The following is a 12,726-nucleotide window of genomic DNA, read 5'->3' on the forward strand; positions in this document are numbered from 1 at the left end:
GTACGGGGAACTCTCAGCCGCCGAACTCCTCCAGGCCCTTCAGAGCCTGGTCGAGCAGCGCCTGACGGCCTTCGAGCTCACGGGCGAGCTTGTCGGCCTTCCCGTCGTTGCCCGCCGAACGGGCCGCGTCGATCTGCTTCTGCAGCTTGTCGACGGCGTCCTGGAGCTGACCGGTCAGACCCGCCGCACGCGCGCGTGCCTCGGGGTTCGTACGCCGCCACTCGGACTCCTCGGCCTCCTGGAGCGCCCGCTCCACCGCGTGCATCCGGCCCTCGACCTTCGGGCGGGCGTCGCGCGGTACGTGGCCGATGGCCTCCCAGCGCTCGTTCAGGGCACGGAAGGCCGCACGGGCCGCCTTCAGGTCCTTCACGGGCACCAGCTTCTCGGCCTCGACCGCGAGCTCCTCCTTCAGCTTGAGGTTCTCCGTCTGCTCCGCGTCCCGCTCGGCGAAGACCTCGCCACGCGCCGCGAAGAAGACGTCCTGGGCGCCGCGGAAGCGGTTCCACAGGTCGTCCTCGTGCTCGCGCTGGGCGCGGCCCGCCGCCTTCCACTCCGTCATGAGGTCGCGGTAGCGCGCGGCCGTCGCACCCCAGTCGGTCGAGTTGGACAGCGACTCGGCCTCGGCGACCAGCCTCTCCTTGGTCTTGCGGGCCTCCTCGCGCTGGGCGTCCAGCGAGGCGAAGTGGGCCTTGCGGCGCTTGGAGAAGGCCGAGCGGGCGTGCGAGAAGCGGTGCCAGAGCTCGTCGTCGGACTTCCGGTCGAGCCGCGGCAGGCCCTTCCAGATGTCGACCAGAGCCCTCAGCCGCTCCCCGGCCGAGCGCCACTGCTCGCTCTCGGCCAGCGACTCGGCCTCGGCCACCAGCTTCTCCTTGGCCGCCTTGGCCTCGTCGGTCTGCTTGGCCTTCTGGACCTTGCGCTCCTCGCGACGCGACTCCACGGTCTCGACGAGCTTGTCGAGGCGCGTGCTGAGCGCCGCCAGGTCACCGACGGCGTGGTGCTCGTCGACCTGCTTGCGGATGTGATCGATCGCCGCCGTCGCGTCCTTCGCCGAGAGGTCGGTGGTCTTCACCCGCTTCTCGAGGAGGCCGATCTCGACCACCAAGCCCTCGTACTTGCGCTCGAAGTAAGCCAGTGCCTCCTCTGGAGTTCCGGCCTGCCACGATCCGACGACCTTCTCGCCCTCGGCTGTCCGCACGTACACGGTGCCCGTCTCGTCGACGCGGCCCCACGGGTCGCTGCTCACAGCGCCTCCTCCACATGATGCCGCTGAGGGGGTTGTGCCCCCTGGGCATCGTCCACAGTTCCTGACGGGCCTCGCCCGCCCTCCACAACGCGGGTCGAGCCCGCGCTGCCACAACGCCAATCTAGGCGACCGGCCGCCCGGCTGTCCGCACTCAGCGCGACCGGATTTCGCCGGTTCACACCTTCCGGACAGCGGCCTTCTCGATGGTGACGGCCTTCTTGGGCGGACCGTCCTTGGCACCGCCGTCGACACCGGCCTTCGCCACGTCCCGGACGACCTTCAGACCGGCCGCGTCGATCGTGCCGAAGGGGGTGAACTGCGGCGGCAGCTTGGTGTCCTCGTAGACGAGGAAGAACTGGCTGCCGCCCGTGTTCGGCTGCATCGTGTTGGCCATCGCCACCGTCCCGGCCGGGAAGGTCACCGAACCGTCCTTGCCCGCCTTGCCCAGCGCGTTCAGGTTCTCGTCGGGGATGGTGTAACCGGGGCCGCCGGTGCCGTCGCCCTTCGGGTCGCCGCACTGCAGCACGAAGATCCCGGACGTGGTCAGGCGGTGGCACTTCGTGTGGTCGAAGTACTTCTTGTCCGCGAGGTGCTTGAACGAGTTCACCGTCCGCGGGGCCTTCGACGCGTCCATCGTGATCGTGATGTCGCCCTGGCTCGTCGCGAGCGACATCGCGTACGTGGCCTTCTTGTCGATGGCCATCGCGGGCTCGGGCACCTTCGACTCGCTCGCCGAGGGCGTCGGGCTGTCGGACGGAGTGGCGGCGTCGTCCTTGCGGTCGCCGTCGGTCAGCCCGACGGAGGCGTACACGGCGGCGCCGGAGGCCAGCACGACGGCCAGCGCGGCGGCGATGATCGTGTTGCGGCGCCTGGCCTTCTTCCGTGCTTCCTGCCGGCGCTGCTGCTGCCGCTCGAACTTCTCCCTGGCGAGCTGCCGCCGCCGCTGATCGCTGCTGACCACCGGTTGTGCTCCTTGTCGGTCGTCTGTTCCTGTCCTGCCCGGATGTGCCCGTACCGTATACGGGTTGGCTGTGGAATGAGCAGCGCCGGTAGGCTCTGATCTGCCGCATTCCGCTCTGCCGTATCCGTCGGCGGGACGACATCTAAGGACGATCGTGCTCATTGCCGGGTTCCCCGCCGGGGCCTGGGGGACCAATTGCTATCTGGTCGCCCCCGCCGCAGGCGAGGAGTGCGTGATCATCGACCCGGGCCACCAGGCCGCCCAGGGAGTCGAGGAGACGCTCAGGAAGCATCGGCTCAAGCCTGTCGCCGTTGTGCTCACCCATGGCCACATCGACCATGTCGCCTCCGTCGTCCCGGTCTGCGGGGCCCATGACGTACCCGCGTGGATCCACCCCTCCGACCGGTACATGATGAGCGACCCGGAGAAGGCCCTCGGCCGCTCCATCGGGATGCCGCTCATGGGTGAGCTGACCGTGGGGGAGCCGGACGACGTCAAGGAGCTGAGCGACGGCGCGAAGCTGAGCCTTGCGGGTCTGGAGTTCTCGGTCGCGCACGCGCCCGGCCATACCAAGGGGTCGGTGACCTTCCAGATGCCCGAGGCGCCGGACGTCCCGTCCGTGCTCTTCTCGGGGGATCTGCTCTTCGCCGGCTCCATCGGACGCACCGACCTGCCCGGCGGCGACCACGCCGAGATGCTCGAGTCGCTGGCCCGTGTGGCCCTGCCGCTCGACGACTCGACCGTGGTGCTGTCCGGCCACGGCCCCCAGACGACCATCGGCCGCGAGCGCGCCACCAATCCCTACCTCAGGGAAGTGGCCGCAGTCCGCCGAATCAGCAGAGCGCAGCCCGCTCCACGACGAGGAATGTGACGAGAAGTCCCGTGAGCACCTTCAAGGCCCCCAAGGGCACCTACGACCTCATCCCGCCGTACTCCGCCACGTACCTGGCCGTGCGCGACGCGATCTCCGGCCCGCTGCGCAAGTCCGGCTACGGATACATCGAGACGCCGGGTTTTGAGGACGTCGACCTGTTCGCCCGCGGTGTCGGTGAGTCGACCGACATCGTGACCAAGGAGATGTACACCCTCACCACGAAGGGCGGCGCCAACCTGGCGCTGCGCCCCGAGGGCACCGCCTCCGTGCTGCGCGCGGCGCTGGAGGCCAACATGCACAAGGCCGGCGGTCTGCCGGTCAAGCTCTGGTACTCCGGTTCGTACTACCGCTACGAGCGTCCGCAGAAGGGCCGCTACCGCCACTTCTCGCAGGTCGGCGCCGAGGCCATCGGAGCCGAGGACCCGGCGCTCGACGCCGAGCTGATCATCCTCGCCGACCAGGCGTACCGCTCGCTCGGCCTGCGGAACTTCCGCATCCTGCTGAACTCGCTGGGCGACAAGGAGTGCCGTCCCGTCTACCGCGACGCGCTCCAGGGCTTCCTGCGCGGCCTCGACCTCGACGAGGAGACCCTGCGGCGCAGCGAGATCAATCCGCTGCGGGTCCTCGACGACAAGCGCCCCGAGGTGCAGAAGCAGCTGGCGGGCGCGCCGGTGCTGCGCGACTACCTGTGCGACGCCTGCAAGGCGTACCACGAGGAGGTCCGCGAGCTGATCACGGCCGCCGGGGTCGCCTTCGAGGACGACGAGAAGCTGGTGCGCGGCCTGGACTACTACACGCGCACGACCTTCGAGTTCGTCCACGACGGTCTGGGCTCGCAGTCCGCCGTCGGCGGCGGCGGCCGCTACGACGGTCTGTCCGAGATGATCGGCGGCCCGGCGCTCCCGTCGGTCGGCTGGGCACTCGGCGTGGACCGTACTGTCCTGGCTCTGGAGGCGGAAGGGATCGAGCTCGACATCCCCGCCACCACCAGCGTCTTCGCGGTCGCCCTGGGCGAGGAGGCCCGCCGGGTGCTCTTCGCCAAGGTCACCGAGCTGCGCAAGGCGGGCGTCGCGGCGGACTTCTCGTACGGCTCCAAGGGCCTCAAGAGCCACATGAAGAACGCCAACCGCTCGGGCGCGCGCTTCACGCTCGTCGCCGGTGAGCGCGACCTCGCCGAGGGCGTCGTCCAGCTCAAGGACATGGAGTCCGGCGAGCAGGAGGCCGTCGCCGTGGACGCGGTGACCGAGACGATCCGGGCGAAACTGGCCTGATCCGGATACGGCGACGTGGGGCCCGGACCGCTTGAAGTGGTCCGGGCCCCTTCGCGTAGCGCTCGGCCGAGCGCTACCGGGACGGGTCCAGCAGCCCCTGGCGCATCGCGCTCGTCACCGCTGCCGTGCGGTCGTCCACGCCCAGCTTCCCGAAGATCCGCAGCAGGTGCGTCTTGACCGTCGACTCGCCGATGTACAGCCGGCGGCCGATCTCCGCGTTGGTGCAGCCCTCGGCGACCAGGCGCAGCACCGCCGTCTCGCGCTCCGAGAGCCGCGGCCGTTCCGGCTTCGTCCGCAGCTGGTCGACCAGGCGCGCCGCCACCGAGGGCGCGAGGACGGTCTCCCCCCGCGCCGCCGCCCGGACCGCGTCGGCGAGTTCCCCGCGGGCCAGGTCCTTCAGCAGATAGCCGGCCGCGCCCGCCTCCACGGCACGCAGGATGTCCCCGTCCGTCTCGTACGTCGTCAGCACGATCACCCGGCACGGCAGCCCGGCCGCCGAGATGCGCTGGATCGACTCGACCCCGCCGCCGCCGGGCATCCGCAGATCCATCAGCACGATGTCGGGGCGCAGTTCGGCGCACAGCGCCTCGGCGCGCGGCCCGCTGGACGCCTCGCCGACCACGGTCAGATCGGGTTCGGCGCCGAGCATGCCGCGCAGCCCTTCGCGGACCACCGGATGGTCGTCGGCGAGCAGGATTCGGATCATGCGGTGCTCCTGGCGGGAATGGGCAGTTCGACGGTGACGGTGGTGCCCTCGCCGGGGGCACTGCGGACCTCGGCGGCGCCACCGACTTCCGAGGCGCGGGCCCGCAGCCCGCTCAGACCGTATCCCTGGTGCGGTGCCCGGGGATCGAAGCCGGACCCGCTGTCCCGGACGGTCAGCGTCAGGGAACACGCGCCGTACCGCAGGGACACGGTCACGGCCGTCGAGGGGCCCGCGTGTTTACGGGCGTTGGCCAGCGCCTCCTGGCAGGAGCGCAGGGCGACCACTTCCAGACCGGCGGGCAGCGCCCGTTCCTGGCCGGTGACCGTGAGCGTGGCGAGTGAGTCGTGGCGCGCGGTCAGCCGGCGCAGCGCGTCCGGCAGCGAGCCGCCCGCCAGGTCGGCCGGTGATCCGTCCGCGACCAGGGCGCGTGCCTCGGCCAGGTTCTGCCGGGCCGTCTCGGCCATCAGCCCCAGATGGCGCCGGGCTTCCGGAAGATCGTGGTCCAGCTCCGACTGCACGACCTGGGCGAGCATCAGCAGACTGGTGAACCCCTGGGCGAGGGTGTCGTGGATCTCGCGCGAGAGCCGCTCCCGCTCCGCCAGCGCGCCGTGCGCCGCCGAGAGCCGGGAGACCTCCTCACGGCTCGCGTCGAGCTCGGCGATGAGCGCGGCCCGTTCCTGGCTCTGCTCCAGGACCCGGATGATCCAGGTGCCCAGCACCACCGAGAAGCACAGGGTGACGGCGGCGAAGACGCAGTTGAAGTAGAGATCGGCCGGCTCCGGCCGCCACAGCACCGCCCAGCCGACGACCGGCACGGCGTTCACCACCACGACCGCCAGCCGCGCCACGCCGAGGCGCAGCAGCATGAAGCACTGCGGTACGAGGACGAACGCGGCGAGCCGGGTCTCGCCGACCAGCGCCGCGGACGGCAGGAACAGCAGCAGCGCACCCACGATGTAGCGCTGGGCCCGCCGGTCGTCCGGCCGCTCCGCCACCATCTGCGGGCGGCCCGCCACCAGGTACCACGGCACCAGCAGGGAGAAGAGGCCGGCGGCCGCCAGCCGGACGGGCCACGGCGGGTGCCCCGCGCCGAGCGCGAAGGCCAGCGTGCCCGTCCAGACGACGGTGAAGTACGCGTCCCAGTTCCGGAAGGTCCGGTTGTGCACGTCGGAGTCGCGGGCCCCGGCCGGCCCGCTCAGCCGTCGCTGCGGCTCTTCCAGCGGAACGTCAGCAGACACAGCAGCAATCCTCCGATGCACCAGGCGCCCAGGACCAGGGCGATGCGCCCGAACTCCCAGCTCCCGGCGGGTTCCATGACGGCCGCGGCGTCCGGCAGGAACACTCCGCGCAGCCCCTGCACCATCCACTTGAGCGGGAACAGCGCCCCGATGGTCAGCATCCAGTCCGGAAGCGCGTCGACCAGGATGTAGACCCCCGAGATGAACTGCAGGACCAGGAAGGGCAGGACGACCACCGATGTGGCGCTCTTCCCCGACCTGGGCAGGCTGCTGATCGCGATGCCGAGCAGGGAGCAGCCGATCAGCCCGAGCAGGAAGATCCAGCCGAAGGTGAGCCAGCCGGTGGCGTCGCCGGGCAGGTCGACATCGTAGAGCGTCGTGCCGAAGAGCAGCAGCGCGGCCGTCTCCAGGGCGCAGGTGAACAGAACCAGCCACACCTTGCCCAGGAAGTACGCGGCCGGTGGCATCGGCGTCCCCCGCAGCCGCCGCAGCACCTTCTCGTCCCGCTCGATCGCGATCGAGATACCGAGCGACTGGAAGCTGGTCGACATGATGCCGGCGGCGATCATCGAGGCCACATAGTGCTGGGACGCGGTCGTGCCGGTGCCCTCCATCTCGTCGCCGAAGATCGAGGCGAAGAGGAAGAGGAAGACGATGGGGAAGGCGAAGGTGAAGACGACCTGTTCGCGCAGCCGGAAGAACTGCTTGATCTCCAGCGCCCCACGGCTCAGCCCGAGCGACCAGGCCCCGGGCAGCCGCCCGGCGCGCCGGGCCTTCGGCTCGTTCTCGGTGAGAGTCATCGCGTGGCCTCCGGTGTGCCTGTCCTTGCGTCCTGAACCTGGCCGGTGAGCCGCAGATAGACGTCCTCCAGCGTGGGACGGCTGATCACCAGCCCCGGGATCTCGCCGTCGAAGCGCCCCATGAGCGCGGCGACGGTACGCGTCGGGGCGGAGGTCTCCTCGCTGCGCGGCGAGCCGTCCGCCTCCCGCCAGGCGACCGTGGCGCCGCTCCCGTACCGCGCGCGCAGCCGGGCCGGGGTGTCCTCGGCGACCACCCGGCCGCCGGCGACCACCGCCAGCCGCTCGGACAGTGCCTCGGCCTCCTCCAGGTAGTGCGTGGTCAGCACGATCGTGGTGCCCTCGGCCGCCAGCAGCCGAATCAGATCCCAGAACTGGCGGCGGGCCGCCGGGTCGAAGCCCGTCGTCGGCTCGTCGAGCAGCAGCAGCTCCGGCCCGCCGATCACGCCGAGCGCCACGTCGAGACGCCTCCGCTGGCCGCCGGAGAGAGCCTTGACCCGGCTCGACGCCTTCTTCTCCAGGCCGACCATCGTGATCACCTCGTCGGGATCGCGGGGCCACGGGTAGTAGCGGGCGAACTGGGCCACCGTCTCCCGTACCGTCAGCTCCGCCGGCGCCGACTCGTCCTGCCAGACGATGCCGACCCGCGAGCGCCAGGAGCGGTCGCCGGTGGCGGGGTCCGCCCCGAGCACGGCGACCTCGCCCGCGTCCCGCGACCGGTGGCCCTGCAGGATCTCCACCGTGGTGCTCTTGCCCGCGCCGTTGGGCCCGAGTATCCCGAACACCTCGCCGTGGCGGATGCCGAGATCCAGGCCGTCGACCGCCGTCACACCGCCGTACCGCTTGCGCAGGCCGCGCACCCGCACGGCGAACTCTGTCTCTGTCATATGAGGGAGCGTCTCGCGGAACCACCGCCTCCACGACGGCCGGTCAGTCCTCCTTATGTCCATCGAACGGTGGACACCGCGGCCCGTGCGGCAGAATGTCCGTGCCCAGCGGCCCCGAGTGATGGAACGGCGATATGACGAAAGCAGCGGTTGACGGCGCCACCTCCGAGCGGAGCGGGGGCGTGGGTGCGAGCCGGGCGCTGGCGTGGCTGTTCGTGGTCACCGGTGCGGCCGGGCTGCTGGCCGCCTGGGTGATCACCATCGACAAGTTCAAGCTCCTCGAGGACCCCAGCTTCACCCCGGGATGCAGTCTGAATCCGGTGGTGTCGTGCGGGAACATCATGAAGAGCGAGCAGGCGTCGGTGTTCGGGTTCCCGAATCCGATGCTGGGGCTGGTCACCTACGGGATGGTGATCGCGATCGGCGTGGGCTTGCTGGCGGGTGCGCGCTATGGCCGGTGGTACTGGCTGGGTCTGAACGCGGGGACGCTGTTCGGTGTCGGTTTCTGCATGTGGCTGATGTATCAGTCGCTGTACGAGATCAATGCGCTGTGCCTGTGGTGCAGCCTGGCCTGGGTCGCCACGATCGTCATGTTCTGGTACGTGACCTCGCACAACGTGCGTAAGGGTCTGTTGCCGGCGCCGGGGTGGCTGCGGGGGTTCTTCGGCGAGTTCACCTGGGTGCTGCCCGTGCTGCACATCGGGATCATCGGGATGCTCGTCCTCACCCGCTGGTGGGACTTCTGGACCAGCTGACGGGCGCGGAGGGCGTTGTCAGTGCCCTGACTTAGGCTTCATGACGTGGAGCCCGACCTTTTTACCGCAGCCGCCGAAGAGCGCCAGGAGAAGGACCCGTCCAGCAGCCCCCTGGCCGTACGGATGCGTCCGCGCACCCTGGACGAAGTCATGGGCCAGCAGCATCTGCTGAAGCCAGGATCCCCGCTGCGCCGGCTGGTCGGCGAAGGCTCGGGAGGCCCGGCCGGGGCGTCCTCGGTGATTCTGTGGGGACCGCCGGGCACCGGAAAGACGACCCTGGCCTATGTGGTCTCCAAGGCCACCAACAAGCGCTTCGTCGAGCTCTCCGCGATCACCGCCGGTGTCAAGGAGGTCCGCGCGGTCATCGACGGTGCCCGCCGCGCCTCCGGCGGCTTCGGCAAGGACACCGTCCTCTTCCTCGACGAGATCCACCGCTTCAGCAAGGCCCAGCAGGACTCACTGCTCCCCGCGGTGGAGAACCGGTGGGTCACGCTCATCGCCGCCACCACCGAGAACCCCTATTTCTCGATCATCTCGCCGCTGCTCTCCCGCTCCCTGCTGCTCACGCTGGAGCCCCTTACCGACGACGACCTGCGCGGGCTGCTGAAGCGTGCCCTCACCGAGGAGCGGGGGCTCGGCGGAGCGCTCACCCTGCCCGAGGACGCCGAGGCCCATCTGCTGCGGATCGCGGGCGGCGACGCCCGCCGCGCTCTCACGGCGCTGGAGGCGGCGGCCGGTGCGGCCCTTGCGAAGGGCGACCCGGAGATCACTCTCCAGACCGTCGAGGAGACCGTCGACCGGGCCGCGGTGAAGTACGACCGCGACGGCGACCAGCACTACGACGTGGCCAGCGCGCTGATCAAGTCCATCCGGGGCTCCGACGTGGACGCGGCACTGCACTACCTGGCACGGATGATCGAGGCGGGGGAGGATCCCCGGTTCATCGCCCGTCGTCTGATGATCTCGGCGAGCGAGGACATCGGCCTCGCCGACCCGACCGCTCTGCCCACGGCGGTCGCGGCCGCCCAGGCGGTCGCCATGATCGGTTTCCCCGAAGCGGCCCTCACCCTGAGCCACGCCACCATCGCGCTGGCCCTGGCGCCCAAGTCGAACGCGGTGACGACCGCGATCTTCGCGGCCCAGGCGGACGTGCGGGGCGGTCTGGCCGGCCCGGTCCCGGCCCATCTGCGCGACGGCCACTACAAGGGGGCCGCCAAGCTGGGCCACGCCCAGGGCTATGTCTATCCGCACGATGTGCCGGGCGCAATCGCCGCCCAGCAGTACGCGCCGGACGCGGTCCACGGCAAGCGCTACTACGAACCCACGCGGTACGGCGCGGAGGCGCGCTACGCCGACGTGGTCGAGAAGGTCCGCGAACGGCTGCGCGGCGAGGGCGGGCAGGAGACGCGCTGACGCGCGGGGCCCGGGGGCGCCCGGCGCGGTCCCGGCTCAGTGCTGGGCCGCCTCGAAGAGCCGGTGCATGGCCCGGCGCAGCTCGTTCACGTCCCGCACCGGCTCGGGGAAGTCGAAGCGGGTGTCGAAGGAGTGTCCGGCCCCGTCGCTGAACCGGATCCGCAGCCCGAACCGGTCGAGCGCCAGTGGCACCACGTCCCGCACGGCCAGTCCGGCCCGCGCCCGGTCACCGAGCAGCGTGGAGAGCTCCCGGACCTGGGGGCCGTGCGCCGCGTGCAGATGCTGGAGCAGTTCCGTCTCGTGCGAGACCAGCGGATCGGGAGCGGCGGCCGCGAATTCCTCGGCGTCGACGTCCCCAGCGCCCCAGAGGTCGTCGACGCTCGCCTCCCCGACCTCCAGCCGCAGCATCATGTGTCCGGGTTCGGCGAGCTCGGGCACGGTGGTGAGCCAGCCGGAGACCCGGGCCCGGCCCCGGATGCGGTGGGGCACGGAGACCGGCGCGACGTCGGTGATCTCCAGCACGGCCGCCAGCTCGTCGTCCTGGGCGTGCGTGGCGGCGCGTACAGCCGGTGCGTCGGCCGGAAACAGCAGGAACACCTCGCCGTCGGCGCCCACCGCCCGCGCCTCGGGCATCAGCTGGTCGAAGCGGGCACCCTCGGTCCCCGGAACGAGCAGCACCGCGGAGCATGTACTCTGTACGAGAGTTCGTGTGCGCTCGGCTGCTGACGGCATCCGCGCGATTTCAAGCCCGTTGGACGCGGCTGACCATGAGCTGATCGGACCTCCGTCACATTCGATGCTCTCAGAAGCATCGCTCTTTGTGTTGCTGTCTGTGATGCGCTTGGTGTTCCCAGGGCGAGACATGCGATCTCCTTGAGTAAGGTGAGCCTAACCTAACCTACAACGGAGGTCTGGAGAACGTGCCTAACCAGTCGCGTCCCAAGGTCAAGAAGTCTCGCGCGCTCGGTATCGCGCTGACGCCGAAGGCTGTCAAGTACTTCGAAGCGCGCCCGTACCCGCCGGGTGAGCACGGCCGTGGCCGCAAGCAGAACTCGGACTACAAGGTCCGTCTGCTCGAGAAGCAGCGCCTGCGTGCGCAGTACGACATCAGCGAGCGCCAGATGGCCCGCGCGTACGACCGCGCCAAGAAGGCCGAAGGCAAGACGGGTGAGGCGCTGGTCGTCGAGCTCGAGCGTCGCCTCGACGCCCTGGTCCTGCGTTCGGGCATCGCCCGCACCATCTACCAGGCCCGCCAGATGGTCGTTCACGGCCACATCCAGGTCAACGGTGGCAAGGTCGACAAGCCGTCCTTCCGTGTCCGTCCCGACGACGTCGTGACGGTCCGCGAGCGCTCCCGCGAGAAGCCCCTGTTCCAGGTGGCCCGCGAGGGTGGCTTCGCCGCCGACGGTGAGACCCCGCGCTACCTGCAGGTCAACCTGAAGGCCCTGGCCTTCCGCCTCGACCGCGACCCGAACCGCAAGGAAATCCCGGTCATCTGCGACGAGCAGCTGGTCGTCGAGTACTACGCCCGCTGACCCTGGCGTAGCACCCCCGCGGTGTTCAGCCCGCCGCTTCCCCGCCCTTACCGGTGGGGGAGTCGGCGGGCTTTCGCGTGTCCGGGAGGGGGCGCACGCGACGGGCGGGCCGCCTCCACCGCGGCCGGCGGCGCCGTGCGCCCGGACCGTGTCGGGCATCCCGTAGCGCGGGCCCGCCGGCCCGCCCCGTGTCACACCGGCGACCGGGCGACCAGCCCGTCGAGCACGTCGGCCGGGTCGCGCAGTGTGGACAGCTCGGCGAACCGGACCCCGTCGGCGGGGCGTTTCTGCGATGCCGCCGCGGCCCGCAGGGCCAGCCGGGTTTTGCCGACCCCGCCCACGCCGACCACCGTGACCAGCCGGTACTCCATCAGCAGCCGCCGTACGTCGTCCAGCTCTCCGGCCCGTCCCACGAACCGGCTCGGCTCGGCGGGAGATCGCTCCGCCGCATGGGACACGGAGCGTACTCATCCGGGCGCACTCCGCACGATCCGACCGCGTCACCGCCGTCCCGCGGACCGCAAATGCGGTACGGGACAAGACCGCGGGCGCGATAGGGTCGGAGGACGACTTTCAAGGTGCCCTTCGATGAGCAGAGAGCGGTGCGCAGTGACCGGTGGAGAGGTTGCCGGGATTCTGGTGGCCGTCTTCTGGGCGATCCTGGTCTCCTTCCTCGCCGTCGTCCTGGTGAGGCTGGCCCAGACGCTCAAGGCGACCACCAAAATGGTGGCGGACGTGACCGAACAGGCGGTTCCGCTGCTCGCCGACGCCTCCGCGACCGTGCGCTCGGCACAGACCCAGCTCGACCGGGTCGACGCCATCGCCTCGGACGTCCAGGAAGTCACCTCCAACGCCTCCGCGCTCTCCACGACCGTCGCGTCCACCTTCGGCGGGCCGCTGGTCAAGATCGCTGCCTTCGGCTACGGCGTACGCCGGGCGCTGGGCCGCGACCGGAGTGACGTGACGCAGGCGCCCACCCGCCGCACCGTGATCGTCGGCCGTACCGTGCCGTCCGCCCGGCGCCGGAAGCAGAAGGGCTGACCCCG

The 12,726-nt window shown here is 70.6% G+C and carries 14 protein-coding genes; 6 read left to right on the top strand and 8 right to left on the bottom strand.

What is annotated here, in order from left to right; genetic code table 11:
- Positions 1-13: 13 nt before the first annotated feature.
- Both ACZ5VC_RS28410 and ACZ5VC_RS28415 read right to left on the bottom strand, forming a co-directional pair.
- Entirely contained in the window at positions 14-1,243 is a 1,230-nt protein-coding gene (locus ACZ5VC_RS28410) for a DUF349 domain-containing protein (protein ID WP_469122838.1), read from the bottom strand.
- Positions 1,244-1,418: 175 nt separating this feature from the next.
- Positions 1,419-2,204: a peptidylprolyl isomerase gene (locus ACZ5VC_RS28415; RefSeq protein WP_469122839.1), complete on the bottom strand. Its 786-nt coding sequence runs from the start codon at positions 2,202-2,204 to the stop codon at positions 1,419-1,421.
- Between the two features lie 154 nt (positions 2,205-2,358).
- Between ACZ5VC_RS28415 and ACZ5VC_RS28420 the strand changes: the two genes are divergently transcribed.
- Both ACZ5VC_RS28420 and hisS read left to right on the top strand, forming a co-directional pair.
- The gene (locus ACZ5VC_RS28420) at positions 2,359-3,075 is read left to right on the top strand and encodes an MBL fold metallo-hydrolase (protein WP_469122840.1); all 717 of its coding nucleotides are present in this window, start codon (positions 2,359-2,361) and stop codon (positions 3,073-3,075) included.
- A gap of 11 nt (positions 3,076-3,086) precedes the next feature.
- A complete protein-coding gene (gene hisS, locus ACZ5VC_RS28425) occupies positions 3,087-4,349 on the top strand; it encodes a histidine--tRNA ligase (RefSeq protein WP_469122841.1) in 1,263 nt (420 codons plus the stop codon).
- A gap of 73 nt (positions 4,350-4,422) precedes the next feature.
- Here the strand turns inward: hisS and ACZ5VC_RS28430 are convergent, their stop codons facing one another.
- Genes ACZ5VC_RS28430 through ACZ5VC_RS28445 form a run of 4 tightly spaced genes read right to left on the bottom strand, consistent with a single transcriptional unit; the run spans position 4,423 to position 7,977 of the window.
- Complete coding sequence (locus tag ACZ5VC_RS28430) at positions 4,423-5,055, bottom strand: response regulator (protein WP_469122842.1); 633 nt, start codon at positions 5,053-5,055, stop codon at positions 4,423-4,425.
- Complete coding sequence (locus ACZ5VC_RS28435) at positions 5,052-6,293, bottom strand: sensor histidine kinase (RefSeq protein ID WP_469122843.1); 1,242 nt, start codon at positions 6,291-6,293, stop codon at positions 5,052-5,054. Before ACZ5VC_RS28435 ends, ACZ5VC_RS28430 begins: the two co-directional genes overlap by 4 nt.
- On the bottom strand, positions 6,251-7,093 hold the full coding sequence (locus tag ACZ5VC_RS28440; RefSeq protein WP_469122844.1) for an ABC transporter permease: 843 nt from the start codon (positions 7,091-7,093) through the stop codon (positions 6,251-6,253). The genes ACZ5VC_RS28435 and ACZ5VC_RS28440 overlap by 43 nt, the downstream gene beginning before the upstream one ends.
- Positions 7,090-7,977, bottom strand: coding sequence for an ABC transporter ATP-binding protein (locus ACZ5VC_RS28445; RefSeq protein ID WP_469122845.1), 888 nt, complete (start codon positions 7,975-7,977; stop codon positions 7,090-7,092). Before ACZ5VC_RS28445 ends, ACZ5VC_RS28440 begins: the two co-directional genes overlap by 4 nt.
- A 134-nt stretch (positions 7,978-8,111) precedes the next feature.
- Between ACZ5VC_RS28445 and ACZ5VC_RS28450 the strand changes: the two genes are divergently transcribed.
- Both ACZ5VC_RS28450 and ACZ5VC_RS28455 read left to right on the top strand, forming a co-directional pair.
- Entirely contained in the window at positions 8,112-8,732 is a 621-nt protein-coding gene (locus tag ACZ5VC_RS28450; protein WP_469122846.1) for a vitamin K epoxide reductase family protein, read from the top strand.
- Between the two features lie 45 nt (positions 8,733-8,777).
- The gene (locus ACZ5VC_RS28455; RefSeq protein ID WP_469122847.1) at positions 8,778-10,145 is read left to right on the top strand and encodes a replication-associated recombination protein A; all 1,368 of its coding nucleotides are present in this window, start codon (positions 8,778-8,780) and stop codon (positions 10,143-10,145) included.
- Positions 10,146-10,181: 36 nt separating this feature from the next.
- On the opposite strand, the gene ACZ5VC_RS28460 is transcribed toward ACZ5VC_RS28455, so the two are convergent.
- Complete coding sequence (locus ACZ5VC_RS28460) at positions 10,182-10,877, bottom strand: DUF2470 domain-containing protein (RefSeq protein ID WP_469122848.1); 696 nt, start codon at positions 10,875-10,877, stop codon at positions 10,182-10,184.
- Between the two features lie 188 nt (positions 10,878-11,065).
- Here ACZ5VC_RS28460 and rpsD point away from each other — a divergent pair, with 188 nt between their 5' ends.
- Positions 11,066-11,680, top strand: a complete 615-nt coding sequence (rpsD, locus tag ACZ5VC_RS28465; protein ID WP_468714985.1) for a 30S ribosomal protein S4 — start codon at positions 11,066-11,068, stop codon at positions 11,678-11,680.
- 191 nt (positions 11,681-11,871) lie between these two features.
- Here the strand turns inward: rpsD and ACZ5VC_RS28470 are convergent, their stop codons facing one another.
- Positions 11,872-12,138 carry a hypothetical protein gene (locus tag ACZ5VC_RS28470; RefSeq protein WP_469122849.1) on the bottom strand — a complete coding sequence of 89 codons (267 nt, stop codon included), beginning with the start codon at positions 12,136-12,138 and terminating at the stop codon, positions 11,872-11,874.
- 130 nt (positions 12,139-12,268) lie between these two features.
- Here ACZ5VC_RS28470 and ACZ5VC_RS28475 point away from each other — a divergent pair, with 130 nt between their 5' ends.
- Entirely contained in the window at positions 12,269-12,721 is a 453-nt protein-coding gene (locus ACZ5VC_RS28475) for a DUF948 domain-containing protein (RefSeq protein ID WP_469122850.1), read from the top strand.
- Positions 12,722-12,726 lie beyond the last annotated feature (5 nt).

This window comes from Streptomyces sp. NPDC033174 (genome assembly GCF_055577795.1).